This is a genomic window from Pseudomonas sp. JDS08PS003 (assembly GCF_045013505.1).
Classification (GTDB): domain Bacteria; phylum Pseudomonadota; class Gammaproteobacteria; order Pseudomonadales; family Pseudomonadaceae; genus Aquipseudomonas; species Aquipseudomonas protegens_B.
On record NZ_CP120724.1, the window covers coordinates 5,541,425 to 5,556,806 of the forward strand.

Sequence of the window (15,382 nt, forward strand, 5' to 3'; positions counted from 1 at the left end):
CTGAAAAGACCCTACGCAGGCGCCCCTTGTTCATCAGGGGTATGCCTGGGACTTACAACCCCCGCACCATCTCATGCCAGGCCATGCCGCCGTGGTCCGACGCCGAAGCCTTGATGTAGACGAAGCCAAAGCGCTCATAGAGCGGCACATGGCGTTCCTTGCACATCAGGTGGATACGCGCCTTGCCCTGCTCGGTCATGCGTGCAATGAAGGCTTGCAACAGTTGCCGGGACAAGCCCTGGCCCTGGAAATCGGGATGCACCACCACCGACATGATCACCACTTCGGAGCCGGCCGGGTCGTGGCCGATCAGTTCCTTGAAGGCTTCGTCGGCCATCTGCACCTCGAAGGTGGCACCGGAATTGATGAAGCCGGCCACTGCGCCATCCACCTCGGCGACGATAAAACCCTCGGGCCAGGTAGCGATGCGGGTAGCGATCTTTTCCCGGGTCGCGGCTTCGTCGCCTTCATAGGCCAGGGTCTCGATGGCGAAGCAAGCATCCAGGTCGGTGGGCAGGACGGTACGGATCAGTGGGGTCGAAGCTGTCATGGGCGGTAACCTGAAGACGGTGAAGGATGGCCGATTCTAGCAAGAGTGGCGTTATGGGGAGTCTTGCGTATGCCCCGCATAGGGATAGTCGGGGCCGCCGTAAAGCTTTCATATAAACCCTGGCAAGGGCGGCGCCCAGGGATTATCTATCTGATCCCCGACGCCTCCGACCGGCCCCATCAAGCTGGTCCTGCCGCGTCTTGCCCACAGGACCTTCCCCATGAGCAACATTCAGATCGGCCTTCTTGTGCTGTTCAGCATCACCGCCTTCGGCTGCATTACCTTGTACATCGATTTTGTGCATGAGCGGCGCCGCGGCAAAAAAGCCCTGAGCGGCACCACAAGGCAGGATCACAGCCCGACCAGGCGATAACCCACCTGCAACTCGGTGATCAGATGCTGGGGCTGAGCCGGATCGGCCTCCAGCTTCTGCCGCAGATGCGCCATGTGCACCCGCAGGTAATGGGCGCGGTCGACATAGTCCAGGCCCCAGACTTCCAGCAGCAACTGACGATGGGTCAGTACCCGGCTCTGGCCACGGATCAGGGCGCAGAGCAGACGGTATTCGATGGGGGTCAGGTGCACCAACTGCCCTTCGCGGCGCACCTCATGGGTGGCCAGATCGACTTCGATGGTGCCAAAGGCCACCTTGCTGGTGGCCGCCGCCGCGCCGCTCTGGCCATGGCGCCGCAGTTGCGCACGAATCCGCGCCAGCAACTCCGGCACGCCGAACGGCTTGACCAGATAGTCGTCGGCCCCGGCATCCAGGGCGGCGACTTTCTCGTCTTCGCGGTCCCTGGCCGACAGCACCAGGATCGGCACCGCCAGCCAGCCTCGCAGTTCACTGATCAGTTGCTTGCCATCGCCGTCCGGCAGGCCCAGGTCGACGATCACCAGGTCCGGCTGGCGACTGGCAGCATGGATCAGGGCGCGCTTGACGCTGTCGGCCTCGAACACCTGGAAACCTTCGTCCTCCAGGGCAATGCCGACAAAACGGCGAATATTGGCTTCGTCCTCGACAATCAGGATGCGTGGGCTGCTCATAGGGCTTCCATCGATGGCGGTTGTCCCGCCGGCAAGGTGATGACAAAACTCAGCCCGGCGTCGGCGTGAGGCTGGGCCTCGATACGCCCGCCATGGGCTTCGACAATACGTTTGGCCAGGGCCAGCCCCAGGCCGATCCCGGCCACCGCGGACTCTTGCTGGCCACGGCTGAAGGCCTCGAACAGGCTGTCCGGGGAGCTGCCCTTGGGACAGCCCGGACCGGAGTCGCTGACCTGCAGGATGATCTGCTGGTCCACCTGGCGGGCAGTGATCTGCACCAGGGTCCCGGCCGGGGTGTACTTGGCAGCATTGTCCAGCAGGTTCACCAGCACCCGTTCCAGCAACAATGCGTCCACGTCCACCAGAGGCAGATGCGGCGCCATGGTCACCCGCAGTTCATGTCCGGCCAGGGGCTCGCGCAACTGGCGCAGGGCGCTGCCGACAATCTCCTCCAGAGAGTTCCACTGACGCTTGAGGCGCACCCCGCGCTCCTGCATTCGCGCCATGTCCAACAGGTTCTCGATCAGGCGCTGCATGGAAGTGGCTTGATCATGGATGCCATGCAACAGCTCGGGCAACGGACCATTCGGAGCATGGGGCAACGCGGCATCGGCGGCCCCGATGATGGTGGTCAGCGGCGTGCGCAAGTCATGGGAAATGGCGGCGAGCAAGGTGTTGCGCATGCGTTCGCCTTCCATCTGCACCACGGTGCTCTGCGCCACTTCGACGTAATGCACCCGTTCCAGGGCGATTGCCAACTGGCTCATGCAGGCCTCCAGCAGGCGCTGTTCCTCGGGTTCCTTGAGGCGTTCGGCGTCTGCCAGCTCCAGCACCAGCACACCGCGCACTCGCATCGGCGCCTTGAGCGGCAGGTAGCAGCCCTTGGCCGCCGCCAGGGTATCGGTGCCGCTGCCTGCCGGCTGATCGTGGTCATAGGCCCACTGGGCAATGCTTTCATCGATCGTCAGGGCATTGGCATTCAAGGCTCGCACGCGATTGTCCGCATCCGGCAGCGCCAAGCCGACCCGGGCCTCGAACACCCCGCTGAAGGTGCGCAGGGCCACGGCGCAGATCTGCTCCTCGGTCAGTGCCGCCGATAGCTCCCGAGCCAGCCCGGCCAGGGAGGTGGCGCGGCGCTCACCTTCGGCGGCGGTGCGTGCCTGGTGGCGCAAGCGTGCGGTGAGCTGGCCGGTGATCAGGGCGATGCCGAGCATCAGGGCAAAGGTGAAGAAATACTGGGTGTCGTTGACGGTGAAGGACCACACCGGCTGGACGAAGAAGAAGTCGAAACACAGCACCGCCAGCATCGCCGCCCAGACACCCGGGCCACGCCCGAAACGCAGGGCCACCAGAACCACAGTGAGCAGGAACAGCATCACCACGTTGGCCGGGTCGAACACCTTCAGCAGCAGCGCCGCCACTGCAGTGGCGGCGAAACACGCGAGGCTGGCCCACAGATAGGCCGGCGCTCGACTCGGGGACAATCCGGCCTCTGGCTTGTCGGCAGGTACCGGGCGCCGGCTCAAGGGCCCGTTGGCGATCACGATCTGGTCGATTTCCGGGTGCTGGCGGCTGATGCGATCGCTCACCGACTGATGCCAGAACTGCCAGACCTTGCGCGGGTAATGGCCCAGCACCAGGCGGTTGGCATTGTGCTCCCGGGCACAGGCCACCAAGGCCTCGGCCACGTCCATGCCAGGCAGGGTCGCGGTCTCTGCGCCGAACTCGGCGGCCAGGGCCAGGGTCTTCATCGCCGCCGCATAACGGCTGGCGCCGTGGCCACGGCGTTGCGCCGAAGCCACATGCACGACGATCCAATCGGCCTCGAGCTTCTGCGCCAGGCGCGCCGCTTCGCGTACCAGGCGTTCGTCCGCCGGATCACCGGCGATCCCCACCAGCAGCCGCTCCCGGGCCGGCCACAGGGCATTGATCGAACGCTCGCGGCGGTAGTCGCGCATTTGCGCATCGACCCGGTCGGCGGTGCGGCGCAGGGTCAGCTCGCGCAGGGCCAACAGGTTGCCCTTGCGAAAGAAATTGCGTGAAGCACGTTCGGCCTGGGGCCCCATGTAGACCTTGCCGTCCTTGAGCCGGCGTAGCAGGTCATCCGGCGGCAGGTCGATCACCAGCACTTCGTGTGCTTCATCGAACAGGTGATCCGGCACCGTCTCGCGCACGCGGATGCCGATGATGCCGCTGACGATGTCGTTGAGGCTTTCCAGATGCTGGACGTTGAGGGTGGTCCAGACATCGATCCCGGCCCGCAGCAGTTCTTCCACATCCTGCCAGCGTTTGGGATGCCGGGAACCGGGGACGTTGCTGTGGGCCAGCTCGTCCACCAGCAACACCGAGGGACGCCGCGCCAGGGCCGCGTCCAGGTCGAATTCGGGCAAGGCATAGTCGCGGTGCATCAGGCTGTGACGCTCCAGCACCTCCAGGCCTTGCAGCAGTTCGGCGGTTTCCCGCCGGCCATGGGTTTCCACCACCCCGGCCACCACGTCGCGGCCCAGGGCCACTTCGCTGCGGGCGGCGGTGAGCATGGCGCAGGTCTTGCCGACCCCAGCGTTGGAACCGAAATAGATCCGCAGTTTGCCGCGCTGGGCCGCCTGTTCGTCCTGTTGCAGCTTTTCCAGCAGCGCATCGGGATCGGGGCGCCCGTCGCGGGGCGGGGGACTTGCATCAAGCACAGTCATGAGCTTCCTTAAATGAACAATGCGGCGCCCCGGGGGAGCGCCGCATTGCCAGTCCTTGCGTCAAACCAGGCCGAGCCCGGCCAGCAGCATGTCGATCAGCTTGATCCCGGCAAAGGGTACCAGCACCCCGCCCAGTCCGTAGATCAGCAGGTTGCGGTTAAGCAAGGCCGCCGCGCCGATGGACCGATACTTCACCCCCTTGAGTGCCAGGGGGATGAGGAACACGATGATCAGTGCGTTGAAGATCACCGCGCTGAGGATCGCCGAGTTCGGGCTGTTGAGGTGCATCACGTTCAACGCCGCCAACTGCGGGTAAGTAGCGACGAAAGCGGCCGGTACGATAGCAAAATACTTGGCCACGTCGTTGGCCACGCTGAAGGTGGTCAAGGCGCCGCGGGTCATGAGCATCTGCTTGCCCACTTCCACCACCTCGATCAGCTTGGTCGGGTTGCTGTCGAGGTCGACCATGTTGCCCGCCTCTTTCGCCGCCTGGGTGCCGCTGTTCATCGCCACCGCCACGTCGGCCTGGGCCAGGGCGGGAGCGTCGTTGGTGCCGTCGCCGGTCATGGCCACCAGCTTGCCCTTGGCCTGATAGTCGCGGATCAGTTGCAGCTTGTCCTCGGGACGGGCCTCGGCGAGAAAGTCGTCGACCCCGGCTTCCACGGCAATCGCCGCCGCGGTCAGGCGGTTGTCACCGGTGATCATCACGGTCTTGATGCCCATGCGCCGCAGTTCGGCAAAGCGCTCCTTCATCCCGCCCTTGACCACGTCCTTGAGTTCCACCACGCCCAGGGCCTGGGCGCCGTCGCTGACCACCAGCGGCGTGCTGCCGCGCCGGGAGACTTCATCGACCTTGGCCTGCAAGGCCGGTGGAAAGCTGCCGCCCAAGGCCTCGATATGCCGGCGAATGGCATCGGCGGCGCCCTTGCGGATGCTGCGTCCGTCCGGCAGGTCGACGCCGCTCATGCGGGTCTGGGCAGTGAACTGCACAAAGCTGGCGCCCAGGGCGTTGATGTCACGGCCACGAATGTCGAACTTCTGCTTGGCCAGCACCACGATGCTCCGGCCTTCAGGGGTTTCGTCCGCCAGGGAGGCCAGTTGCGCGGCGTCTGCCAGCTCGCTGTCCTTGATCCCCGGCGCCGGCAGGAAGGCGCTGGCCTGACGGTTGCCCAGGGTGATGGTGCCGGTCTTGTCCAGCAGCAGCACGTCGACGTCCCCGGCGGCTTCCACGGCGCGTCCCGAGGTGGCGATGACATTGGCCGACATCATCCGGCTCATGCCTGCCACGCCGATGGCCGACAACAGGCCGCCGATGGTGGTGGGGATCAGGCACACCAGCAACGCCACCATCACCGTGGCGCTGATCACGCTGCCGGTGCCGCTCATGGCCACGGCGAAGATCGAGTACGGGCTCAGGGTCACGATCACCAGCAGGAACAGCAGGGTCAGGCCCACCAGGAGAATGGTCAGGGCCACTTCGTTGGGGGTCTTCTGACGCTTGGCCGATTCCACCATGGAGATCATGCGGTCCAGGAACGACTCGCCGGGGTTGACGCTGATGCGCACCACCAGCCAGTCGGAAAGCACCTTGGTGCCGCCGGTGACCGAGGAGAAGTCGCCCCCGGCCTCGCGGATCACCGGCGCCGATTCGCCGGTGATGGCGCTCTCATCCACCGTGGCCACGCCTTCGATGACCTCGCCATCCAACGGCACCAGATCCCCGGCTTCGATCAGCACCACCATGTCCTTGCGCAGTTCGCTGGCGGCCATGGGCAGCCAGGCAGCACCATGCTTGGGCTGCTGCAACAGCTTGGCCAGGGTCTGGCGCTTCATGCCCTTGAGGCTTGCGGCCTGGGCCCGGCTGCGGCCCTCGGCCAGGGCTTCGGCAAAGTTGGCGAACAACACGGTGAACCACAGCCACAGGGTGATGCTGAGGATGAAGCCACTGGAGGCCTCGCCTTCACCGCCCAGGGACTGGAACCACAGCAGAGTGGTGAGAATGCTGCCCAGGTAAACCACGAACATCACCGGGTTCTTCCACTGCGCCTGGGGCAGCAGCTTCTTCACCGCATCCAGGCACGCCGTCAGCAACAGCCCACGGTCGAACAACGCTATACGAGGGTTCTTACTCATGATCGGTATCTCTTACTCACTGACCGCAAGGGGCGAGGCATGCACGGGTGCCAGGGCATCCAGCGCGAGATTGAGTTGCAGCACATTGACCCGGGGCTCGCCCAGCAGGCCGAAGGTGCGGCTTTCGCTGTGGTCCTGCAGTAGCGCCTGCAGATCGGCCAGCGGCAGGTTGCGCAGGCGGGCCACCCGGTTCAATTGCAGCTGGGCGTTGGCCAGGGAGATGTGCGGGTCCAGGCCGGAAGCCGAGGCGGTCACCGCGTCCACCGGCACCGGCATGTCCGCTTTCAGGCCGTTGAGCTGGCGGTAGGCGCTGACCCGTGCGGCCACGCTGTCCAGCAGCTTCTGGCTGGTAGGGCCCAGGTTGCTGGCACCACTGGCCCCGGCGTTGTAGGGCTGGGGCACGCTCTTGCTCGGGTCCAGCGGATCGCTGCCCAGCGTCATGCTCGGCCGGCCCTGGAAATACTCCGGGCGACTGAAGGACTGACCGATCAGTTTTGAGCCCACCACCAGGCCGTCACGCTGCACCAGGCTGCCCTGGGCCTGAAACGGGAACAGCAGGTTGGCCAGCACGGTGGTCGCCAGCGGATAGGCCAGCCCGGTCAGCAGCATGAAAAACACCGCTGCCACCAGCACTGGGCGCAACAGGCCCTTGAACAGCACCGCAGTGGCGCCTTGGGTTTGCATTTGCGTCGTCATCACAACCCCTTACTTGTAGGTCTGGCCGGCCAGCAACTGCAGTTGCTCCACCAGCGGGCCGAGCGCGAGGGCCGGCAGGAAAGTCAGGCCACCGACCACCAGCACCACGAACACCACCAGGAACATGAACAGCGGTGTAGCGGTGGGAATGGTGCCGGCACCGGCCGGGATGTTCTTTTTCGCCGCCAGCGAACCGGCCACGGCCAGCATCGGCAACATGGTGAAGAAGCGTCCCATGAGCATCGCCAGACCGATGGTGGTGTTGAAGAACGGCGTGTTGGCATTCAGCCCGGCAAACGCCGAACCGTTGTTGGCGGTACCCGAGGCGTAGGCGTAGAGCACCTCGCTGAAACCATGGGGGCCAAGGTTGTTGAGGCTGTTCAGGGTGTCCGGCCACAGCGCGGCCAGGGCGGTGAAGCCGAGGATGCAGATCGGATGCGCGAGCACCGAGAGCATCACCAGCTTGATCTCCCGGGCCTCGATCTTCTTGCCGAGGAATTCCGGACTGCGGCCGATCATCATGCCCACCAGGAACACCGTCAGCAGGGCGTACTGGATCAGGTTGATAAAGCCCACGCCGTCGCCGCCGAACACGCAGTTGAGCATCATCTGCGCCAGGGGCACGAAGCCGCCCATGGGGGTCAGCGAGTCATGCATGGCGTTCACCGAACCGGTGGTGGCGCCCGTGGTGGTGGTAACGAACAGCGCGGTGTCGGCGATGCCGAAGCGCAGTTCCTTGCCTTCCATGTTGCCGCCGCTCTGGGTTGCCGACAGTTGCTGGTCGGCACCGACCTGGGTCAGCAGCGGATTACCACCCTGCTCCGCGGTGAAGACAATGGTCAGGAAGCCGACGAACATCACCAGGAAGGTGCCGAAGAACACCCAGCCCTGACGCCGACGCAACAGCATGCTGCCGAAGGTGTAGGTCAGTGCCGAAGGGATCAGCAACATGCTGAGAATGTGCAGGACGTTGGTCAGCGGCGTCGGGTTCTCGAACGGGTGGGCGGCGTTCATGCTGAAGAAGCCGCCACCGTTGGTGCCGATGTGCTTGATTGACTCGAAGCTGGCCACAGCGCCGACGATCAGTTGCTGCTGGGCGCCTTCCAGGGTGGTGGCCAGGGCCTGGGAGTTGAGGGTCTGCGGCATGCCCTGCCAGACATAGACCAGGGCCATGACCAGGCACAGCGGCAGCATCACCCGGTACAGGGTGCGGGTGAAGTCGACCCAGTAGTTGCCGATATCCGCCGAGCTGGAACGGCTCAGGCCGCGAATGAAACCAGCCGCGGCGACAACGCCTGCGGTAGCGCCGACGAACATCAGGAAGGTGATCACCGCCATCTGGCTGAAGTTCGACAGGCTGCTTTCTCCTGAGTACGCCTGCCAGTTGGTGTTGGTGATAAAGGACGCGGCGGTGTTGAACGCCAGGTCCGGGGTCTGTGCCGCCAACCCCAGGGGGTTGAGGGGCATGACGGTTTGCAGACGCAGCACCAGGTAGCCCAGGAGCATCATCGCCGCGTTGGACAGCAACAGCGCCGAGCCATAACGGGCCCAGCCCATGGTTTCGCCGGGGTCGATCCCCAGCAGGCGGTAGGTGGCCCGCTCGGGCAAGGCGTGGCCACGGCCATTGAAGACCCGGGTCAGCCATTTGCCCATGAGTACGGCGAGCCCGGTCATTACCCCGAGGATCACCGCGTATTCCAGCACAGTACTCAACATGTCGATGCTCCGTTCAAATCTTGCCCATGGCGACGATGACCAGGGCCGTCAGTACAAAGAACCCCAGGGACAGGCCCACGAAGATCAGGTCGTACATGGCTGGTTTCCTTTCTCGAGAATGCCCGGACGGGCGAATGAAAATGCCGGGGAAGCGCTGGGTGCGGTCATCAGAATTTCTCGGCACGGATCAGCGCGTAACCCAGGTAGACGAACAGCAGCACGGCGCAAAAGCCGCTGGCGCCGTAGATGAATTCCAGTGTCAGCAAGGCAGCTCCCCTTAATCCATTGAGGCGGCGCCGCAACCGCAGACAGCGGCCCGGGGCGCAACCGGTCAGGCGCCCGGCAATGGGCACCGGCAGGGAGTCGGGAACGAGCCGTCCGCCGCTCTCCTCTGCGCCACGCAGGTTAGGTGAGGGCGTATCAAGGTCGGACACTGATTGCAGGGGACGGTGTTAAGACGGCGTATAGATTGCGGCCAAGGCAGGGAGAATCGGGGGCCGGCCAGCGCCCCCGAGGGGATCATTCACTTTTGAGCGGCAGCCAGACCTCCACCACACCGCTGCCGGTATCAGGGTTGAAATCGGCACTGTAGCGCTCGAATTCCGGGGCATCGGCCGCTTCGCGACCGGACTGGGGCAGCCAGGTCTTCCAGATGTAGTTGAAGGTCTGTGGCAAGTCCTGCAAGGAACCGCCGTGCTCGAACACCGCATAGTTCTGCGGCTGCACCTCGATCCAGCGATAACGCTCGGGCAGGTCGTCGAGCTTGCTGATCTCGACCCCGGCCAGGTATTCGAAGCTGCCCTGGTCATCGGGGTTGCAGCAGACGCCGTAGGTCAACTCATTCACTTGCCCCGGCACTTTGCCGATGTGGGGGATGAAGCGCTCCCAGAGCTGGCCGATGTCCTGGCCGGCACCAGGGGTAAACCGCTCGCTGAAGCCGGCGATCAGCAGAAAACGCTCTCTTTCGAAGCGCGGTTCTGGACCCGCGCCCTGTTTTTGCTCATCCATGAATGCCACTCCTGCCGCAGAAAAGATGGGTACGGCAGCAAGTATAGAAGCCAATCGTCAGGGCCAGGATCAGAGCGCCGGAAGGTCGGCCACCCCGGCGCCGAGGATGAACTCCTGATAACCGGATAGGATCACGTACACCGCGAAATAGCAGAAGATCGCTGCAGATGCCAGATAGGAGTAGCGCAACAGCTTGTCCCCCAGCAACTTGCCGCCCTGGGTCGCGGCCAGGCACAGGCCCAGGGTCCAGACCAGCCCGGCGCAAAAGAAGCCAGCCAGGAACAACCCGGAGTCGGCAACCGTGCCACCACCGGATCGGGCAATCAGGGTGCCTCCCACGGCGGCAAACCAGAGGATCGCACTGGGGGAAGACATGGCCAGGAAGATCCCGCGCAAGAACTCCTTGCGCGGCGAACCGCGGTCCGCCTCCCCAGCCGTGGCCAATGTCGCGCTGTGATGAATGGCGGCATAAATCATCTTCGCCGCGAAATACACCAGCAGCGCCGAACCACCGATCCACAGCACCCAGCGCACCGTTTCGTACTGCAGCAGCACGGTCATTCCGGCCAGGGCCAGCAGCGCATAAATCAAGTCTCCGACGCAGGTCCCGAGGCCCAGGCAAAAGCCCTGAAAATAGCCGCGCTGCATGGCCAGGGTGATCATCGCGATATTGGCCACGCCGATGTCCAGGCACAGCGAAAGGCTCAGCAAAAAGCCGCTGGTAAACTCCATCATTCATCCCGTTTGACGCTGTTGTTCGAAGAGCTGCCGCGCGGCGTCAGATCCGCCGGAACGGATCAGGCAGAGGCCGGGCGCCGTCCTTGCAGGCAAAAAGCGTGCACGTTATAGCGGCAAACCCGACAGCCCGGCAAACCGCCCGGAGCGCAAAAATATTTTTCCGCTCCTCTGGACAAGCCCGCGCCAGCGCCTTTATCGTCTGCCCCGCAGGCCACCGCAGTGGCCAACGTCGCTCGGACGGTTCCGGGCGCTTACGTCTTTTCGAGGCAACAATGGCCGAACAAGGTTCGCCGCGCCGCTTTGCGCGCATCGATCGTCTCCCCCCTTACGTTTTCAATATCACTGCCGAGCTGAAGATGGCTGCGCGTCGGCGCGGCGAAGACATCATCGACTTGAGCATGGGCAACCCCGACGGCGCGACTCCGCCGCACATCGTCGAAAAACTGGTTACCGTTGCCCAGCGTGAGGACACCCACGGCTACTCCACCTCCAAAGGCATTCCACGGCTGCGCCGGGCGATTTCCCGTTGGTACAAGGATCGCTACGAGGTCGATATCGACCCGGAAAGCGAAGCCATCGTCACCATCGGTTCCAAGGAAGGCCTGGCGCACCTGATGCTCGCCACCCTGGACCAGGGCGACACGGTGCTGGTGCCCAACCCCAGCTACCCGATCCACATCTACGGCGCGGTGATCGCCGGCGCCCAGGTGCGCTCGGTGCCGCTGGTGCCCGGGGTGGACTTCTTCGCCGAGCTGGAGCGGGCCATTCGCGGTTCGATCCCCAAGCCGAAAATGATGATCCTCGGCTTTCCCTCCAACCCCACCGCCCAATGCGTGGAGCTGGACTTCTTCGAACGGGTGATCGCCCTGGCCAAGCAGTACGACGTGCTGGTGATCCACGACCTGGCCTACGCCGACATCGTCTACGACGGCTGGAAAGCCCCGTCGATCATGCAAGTGCCCGGGGCCAAGGACATCGCGGTGGAGTTCTTCACCCTGTCCAAGAGCTACAACATGGCTGGCTGGCGTATTGGCTTCATGGTGGGCAACCCGGAGCTGGTCAGCGCCCTGGCGCGGATCAAGAGCTACCACGACTACGGCACCTTCACCCCGCTGCAGGTAGCAGCAATCGCGGCACTTGAAGGCGACCAACAGTGCGTACGCGACATTGCCGAGCAGTACCGGCAACGGCGCAACGTGCTGGTCAAGGGCCTGCATGAGCTGGGCTGGATGGTGGAGAACCCCAAGGCCTCGATGTACGTCTGGGCCAAGATTCCCGAGGCCTACGCGCACCTGGGCTCCCTGGAGTTCGCCAAGAAGCTGCTGGCCGAAGCCAAGGTCTGCGTGTCCCCGGGGGTGGGTTTCGGTGAATACGGCGACGATCATGTGCGCTTTGCGTTGATCGAGAACCAGGACCGGATTCGCCAAGCGGTGCGTGGTATTCGCGGCATGTTCCGCGCCGACGGGCTGGTGCAGAAAAGCTGAGATGCTTTCAGCCACAAAAAAACCGCAGTGATGCGGTTTTTTTGCACTCGCGTTTCACCGACAACCTGCTCCCTGCAGGAGCCGGCTTGCCGGCGAAGCCGTTTAAACCACCAACGACAACAGCAGGATAAAGATCAGCCCCACCACCGAGAGGATGGTCTCCATCGCCGTCCAGGTCTTGAAGGTCTCGGCTACGGTCATGTTGAAGTACTGCTTCACCAGCCAGAATCCGGCGTCGTTGACGTGGGACAGGATCAGCGAGCCGGCGCCGGTGGCCAGCACCAGCAGTTCGCGGTTGACCCCGGGGATCATCCCCACCACCGGCACCACGATGCCCGCGCCCGTGATGGTCGCCACAGTGGCCGAACCGGTGGCAATACGAATCACCGCCGCCACCAGCCACGCCAGGAGGATCGGCGAGATCTGCGCGTTGACCGCCATATGACCGATCACATCGCCCACGCCGCTGGTCACCAGCATCTGCTTGAAGCCGCCGCCGGCACCGATGATCAGGATGATCGCGGCCGTAGGCGCCAGGCTGGCGTCGAGCAGGCCGAGGATCTGTTTGGAGCCGATGCCCTGCTTGTAGCCAAAGGTGTAGAGCGACAGCAGCAAGGCCAGCAGCAAGGCACTGATCGGGTGGCCGATCATGTCCATCCAGATGCGGAAGAAATGCCCGTCCGGCAGCGCCACGTCGGCGAAGGTCTTGAGCAGCATCAGGAACACCGGCAGTAGCACGGTCAGCAAAGTCACGCTGAAGCTCGGCAGGTTCTGCGAGGTATTTTCACGGGCCAACTGGTCGACCAGCTCCTGGGACGGATGACCCGGGATGTATTTGGCGATGAAGGTGCCGTAGATCGGACCGGCAATGATGGCGGTCGGCAGGGCAACGATCAGGCCGTAAAGAATGGTTTTGCCAATGTCGGCGCCGAACACGCCGATGGCCAGCAGTGGCCCCGGATGCGGTGGCACCAGGCCATGGACCGCCGAGAGGCCGGCCAGCAGAGGAATGCCGATCTTGATCAGCGACACCCCGGTGCGCCGGGCCACAATGAACACCAGCGGGATCAGCAGCACGAAGCCGATCTCGAAGAACAGCGGGATGCCCACCAGGAACGCGGCGAACATCATCGCCCACTGCACCCGCTCCTTGCCGAACGAACGGATCAGGGTCTGGGCGATCTGATCGGCGCCGCCGGACTCGGCCATCATCTTGCCGAGCATGGTACCCAGGGCCAGGATGATGCCGACAAAACCGAGCACGCCACCAAAACCGTCCTGGAACGCCTTGATGATCTTGTCCACCGGCATGCCCGACGTCAGGCCGAGGAACCCCGCAGCGATGGTCAGGGCAATAAAGGGATGCAGCTTGAATCGGGTGATCAGTACGATCAGGCCGATGATAGTGACCACTGCATCAACCAGCAGATAGGTCTCTTGGGACATGCCAAACATGGGATTGCCTCCGGTTTGTTGTTTTTATTAAAGCGTTAAAAACAAGGGCCGAGTGGGATAGCGCTACCTATTTCGAGCCAGCACTTAATGTGAAGGTTCAAGGCCATGCTCCAGCCACCATTGGTTGGCCAGTTCGGCCAGGCGCTGGACGCTCAGGGTGCTGGCATCCAGGGCCAGGGTGAGCGGCTCCCCCACGGGGGATTCGAGGGTGGCGAACTGACTGTCGATCAGAGTCGAAGGCATGAAATGCCCCGGCCGGTGTGCCACGCGATCGGCGGCCACTGCTGGTGTCAGTTCGAGGAAGATAAAGCCCAGGCCGGGGGTGGCGGCGCGCAGGCGCTCGCGGTACTTGCGCTTCAGGGCCGAGCAGGTCAGTACCGGACGCTGACCGGCGGCCAGGGTACGACGCAATTCATCGCAGAGGCTGTCTAGCCAGCCGGCACGGTCGTCGTCGTCGAGGGGAATGCCGGCGCTCATCTTGGCAATATTGGCGGCAGGGTGGAACGTATCGCCTTCAATGGCCGTGGCGCCGCTGCGCTGGCACAGGGCCTGACTGACGCTGGATTTGCCACAGCCGGCAACACCCATGATGACCAGGGCGGTAATAGATTGACTCATGTAACACCTCAGCGCGCAGACAGCGCTACCTTCGCTAGTTCTAGTTCTAGTACAAAAACAGTGTCTGCCGACGCCTTCTTGTCATTTTTGTGGGTTGCCGCTTATATAGTCCGCCAAACCAAAGAGCGAGGGTCAGGCACACCTCGCTCACGCATTGCAGCTGTTTCAGGACAGCGCTACCTTAGTGACTTGAATTTTGTTTGGCAAGCCGTCTGATGACCACTCATAAAAACGATAAAAACTCCCGTACCACGGGGCGCCCTACCCTCAACGAAGTGGCACGACTGGCCGGTGTCAGTCCGATCACCGCCTCACGCGCCCTGCGCGGTGTCAGCAGCGTGGCCACCGAACTGGTGGAAAAGGTGCAAAAGGCCGCGCTGGAGTTGAACTACGTGGTCAACTCCGCCGCCCGCGCCCTGGCCTCGGCCCAGAGCCAATCGGTGGTGGTGTTGGTGCCGTCGCTGTCCAACCTGCTGTTCATCGAAACCCTGGAAGCCATTCATCAGGTCCTGCGACCCAAGGGCTTCGAAGTGTTGATTGGCAACTACCACTACTCCAGGGATGAAGAAGAGAACCTGCTACGCAACTACATGACCTACCAGCCCCGGGGTCTGCTGCTGACCGGTTTCGACCGTACCGAGAGCGCCCGGCGGATGATCGAGGCCAACAACATCCCCTGCGTTTACATGATGGACCTGGACTCCGGTGCCGGACTCAACTGCGTGGGCTTTTCCCAGTTGAACGCCGGCGAGACCGCCGCCCAGCATCTGATTTCCCGTGGCCGCAAGCACCTGGCCTACGTCGGCGCACAACTGGATCAACGCACCCTGCTGCGGGGCGAAGGTTTCCGTCGCGCCCTGCAAGAGGCCGGGCTGTACAACCCCGATCTGGAACTGCTGACCCCTCGCCCATCCTCCGTGGGCCTGGGCGGCGAACTGTTCCTGCAACTGATGCAGAGCCAGCCGCAGGTCGACGCCATCTTCTTCGGCAACGACGACCTGGCCCAGGGCGCGCTACTGGAAGCCATGCGCTGCGGGATCAAGGTCCCGGAACAAGTCGCGGTGCTGGGTTTCAACGACCTACCGTCCTCGGAGCACATGGTGCCGCGCCTGAGCAGCATCAGCACCCCAAGGGAAGCCATTGGCCGCCGCGCAGCCGAGCAGATGCTGACCCTGCTGGCCGGCAACAGCGTGGCCGAGCCCGTGGTGGACATGGGCTTCGAGCTGCGGGTACGGGAAAGCACCTGAGGC

15 protein-coding genes are annotated in these 15,382 nt (G+C 63.7%); 3 read left to right on the forward strand and 12 right to left on the reverse strand.

Annotated elements, in window-relative coordinates; translation table 11 throughout:
- Positions 1-52: 52 nt before the first annotated feature.
- On the reverse strand, positions 53-550 hold the full coding sequence (locus P7C00_RS24520; RefSeq protein WP_123726210.1) for a GNAT family N-acetyltransferase: 498 nt from the start codon (positions 548-550) through the stop codon (positions 53-55).
- Positions 551-770: 220 nt separating this feature from the next.
- On the opposite strand from P7C00_RS24520, the gene P7C00_RS24525 reads away from it, so the two are divergent.
- Entirely contained in the window at positions 771-923 is a 153-nt protein-coding gene (locus P7C00_RS24525; protein WP_346632372.1) for a hypothetical protein, read from the forward strand.
- On the opposite strand, the gene P7C00_RS24530 is transcribed toward P7C00_RS24525, so the two are convergent.
- From P7C00_RS24530 to P7C00_RS24570, 9 genes are all read right to left on the reverse strand, one after another.
- Positions 902-1,594, reverse strand: coding sequence for a response regulator (locus P7C00_RS24530; RefSeq protein WP_123726209.1), 693 nt, complete (start codon positions 1,592-1,594; stop codon positions 902-904). The two genes, P7C00_RS24525 and P7C00_RS24530, sit on opposite strands and share 22 nt — an antisense overlap.
- Positions 1,591-4,284 (reverse strand): DUF4118 domain-containing protein, encoded by a 2,694-nt coding sequence (locus tag P7C00_RS24535; RefSeq protein ID WP_404937522.1) that lies wholly within the window; start codon positions 4,282-4,284, stop codon positions 1,591-1,593. The genes P7C00_RS24530 and P7C00_RS24535 overlap by 4 nt, the downstream gene beginning before the upstream one ends.
- Positions 4,285-4,344: 60 nt before the next feature.
- Positions 4,345-6,417 (reverse strand): potassium-transporting ATPase subunit KdpB, encoded by a 2,073-nt coding sequence (kdpB, locus tag P7C00_RS24540; RefSeq protein ID WP_346632374.1) that lies wholly within the window; start codon positions 6,415-6,417, stop codon positions 4,345-4,347.
- A gap of 12 nt (positions 6,418-6,429) precedes the next feature.
- Positions 6,430-7,113, reverse strand: a complete 684-nt coding sequence (gene kdpC, locus P7C00_RS24545) for a potassium-transporting ATPase subunit KdpC (RefSeq protein ID WP_404937523.1) — start codon at positions 7,111-7,113, stop codon at positions 6,430-6,432.
- Positions 7,114-7,122: 9 nt separating this feature from the next.
- On the reverse strand, positions 7,123-8,829 hold the full coding sequence (gene kdpA / locus P7C00_RS24550) for a potassium-transporting ATPase subunit KdpA (RefSeq protein ID WP_346632376.1): 1,707 nt from the start codon (positions 8,827-8,829) through the stop codon (positions 7,123-7,125).
- A 13-nt stretch (positions 8,830-8,842) separates the two neighbouring features.
- Positions 8,843-9,013 (reverse strand): hypothetical protein, encoded by a 171-nt coding sequence (locus P7C00_RS24555; protein WP_346632377.1) that lies wholly within the window; start codon positions 9,011-9,013, stop codon positions 8,843-8,845.
- Positions 8,997-9,095, reverse strand: a complete 99-nt coding sequence (gene kdpF, locus P7C00_RS24560) for a K(+)-transporting ATPase subunit F (RefSeq protein ID WP_016968152.1) — start codon at positions 9,093-9,095, stop codon at positions 8,997-8,999. Before kdpF ends, P7C00_RS24555 begins: the two co-directional genes overlap by 17 nt.
- Positions 9,096-9,348: 253 nt before the next feature.
- Entirely contained in the window at positions 9,349-9,837 is a 489-nt protein-coding gene (locus P7C00_RS24565) for a GyrI-like domain-containing protein (protein WP_404937524.1), read from the reverse strand.
- A 69-nt stretch (positions 9,838-9,906) separates the two neighbouring features.
- The gene (locus P7C00_RS24570; protein WP_346632379.1) at positions 9,907-10,569 is read right to left on the reverse strand and encodes a LysE family transporter; all 663 of its coding nucleotides are present in this window, start codon (positions 10,567-10,569) and stop codon (positions 9,907-9,909) included.
- Positions 10,570-10,847: 278 nt separating this feature from the next.
- Between P7C00_RS24570 and alaC the strand changes: the two genes are divergently transcribed.
- Positions 10,848-12,059 (forward strand): alanine transaminase, encoded by a 1,212-nt coding sequence (alaC, locus tag P7C00_RS24575; protein WP_123726204.1) that lies wholly within the window; start codon positions 10,848-10,850, stop codon positions 12,057-12,059.
- Positions 12,060-12,161: 102 nt separating this feature from the next.
- On the opposite strand, the gene P7C00_RS24580 is transcribed toward alaC, so the two are convergent.
- Both P7C00_RS24580 and P7C00_RS24585 read right to left on the reverse strand, forming a co-directional pair.
- Positions 12,162-13,514 carry a GntP family permease gene (locus tag P7C00_RS24580; RefSeq protein ID WP_047305702.1) on the reverse strand — a complete coding sequence of 451 codons (1,353 nt, stop codon included), beginning with the start codon at positions 13,512-13,514 and terminating at the stop codon, positions 12,162-12,164.
- A gap of 84 nt (positions 13,515-13,598) precedes the next feature.
- Complete coding sequence (locus tag P7C00_RS24585; protein WP_102860632.1) at positions 13,599-14,132, reverse strand: gluconokinase; 534 nt, start codon at positions 14,130-14,132, stop codon at positions 13,599-13,601.
- A gap of 215 nt (positions 14,133-14,347) precedes the next feature.
- Here P7C00_RS24585 and P7C00_RS24590 point away from each other — a divergent pair, with 215 nt between their 5' ends.
- A complete protein-coding gene (locus tag P7C00_RS24590; RefSeq protein ID WP_148059758.1) occupies positions 14,348-15,379 on the forward strand; it encodes a LacI family DNA-binding transcriptional regulator in 1,032 nt (343 codons plus the stop codon).
- Positions 15,380-15,382: the final 3 nt, after the last annotated feature.

What these genes read in the sequence shown, in the direction of transcription:
- P7C00_RS24590 (WP_148059758.1), top strand. Translation starts at nt 14,348, where the DNA reads ATGACCACTCATAAAAACGATAAAAACTCCCGTACCACGGGGCGCCCT.
- P7C00_RS24580 (WP_047305702.1), bottom strand. Translation starts at nt 13,514, where the DNA reads ATGTTTGGCATGTCCCAAGAGACCTATCTGCTGGTTGATGCAGTGGTC.
- kdpA (WP_346632376.1), bottom strand. Translation starts at nt 8,829, where the DNA reads ATGTTGAGTACTGTGCTGGAATACGCGGTGATCCTCGGGGTAATGACC.
- kdpC (WP_404937523.1), bottom strand. Translation starts at nt 7,113, where the DNA reads ATGACGACGCAAATGCAAACCCAAGGCGCCACTGCGGTGCTGTTCAAG.
- P7C00_RS24585 (WP_102860632.1), bottom strand. Translation starts at nt 14,132, where the DNA reads ATGAGTCAATCTATTACCGCCCTGGTCATCATGGGTGTTGCCGGCTGT.
- P7C00_RS24535 (WP_404937522.1), bottom strand. Translation starts at nt 4,284, where the DNA reads ATGACTGTGCTTGATGCAAGTCCCCCGCCCCGCGACGGGCGCCCCGAT.
- P7C00_RS24530 (WP_123726209.1), bottom strand. Translation starts at nt 1,594, where the DNA reads ATGAGCAGCCCACGCATCCTGATTGTCGAGGACGAAGCCAATATTCGC.
- P7C00_RS24565 (WP_404937524.1), bottom strand. Translation starts at nt 9,837, where the DNA reads ATGGATGAGCAAAAACAGGGCGCGGGTCCAGAACCGCGCTTCGAAAGA.
- P7C00_RS24525 (WP_346632372.1), top strand. Translation starts at nt 771, where the DNA reads ATGAGCAACATTCAGATCGGCCTTCTTGTGCTGTTCAGCATCACCGCC.
- P7C00_RS24520 (WP_123726210.1), bottom strand. Translation starts at nt 550, where the DNA reads ATGACAGCTTCGACCCCACTGATCCGTACCGTCCTGCCCACCGACCTG.
- kdpB (WP_346632374.1), bottom strand. Translation starts at nt 6,417, where the DNA reads ATGAGTAAGAACCCTCGTATAGCGTTGTTCGACCGTGGGCTGTTGCTG.
- P7C00_RS24570 (WP_346632379.1), bottom strand. Translation starts at nt 10,569, where the DNA reads ATGGAGTTTACCAGCGGCTTTTTGCTGAGCCTTTCGCTGTGCCTGGAC.
- alaC (WP_123726204.1), top strand. Translation starts at nt 10,848, where the DNA reads ATGGCCGAACAAGGTTCGCCGCGCCGCTTTGCGCGCATCGATCGTCTC.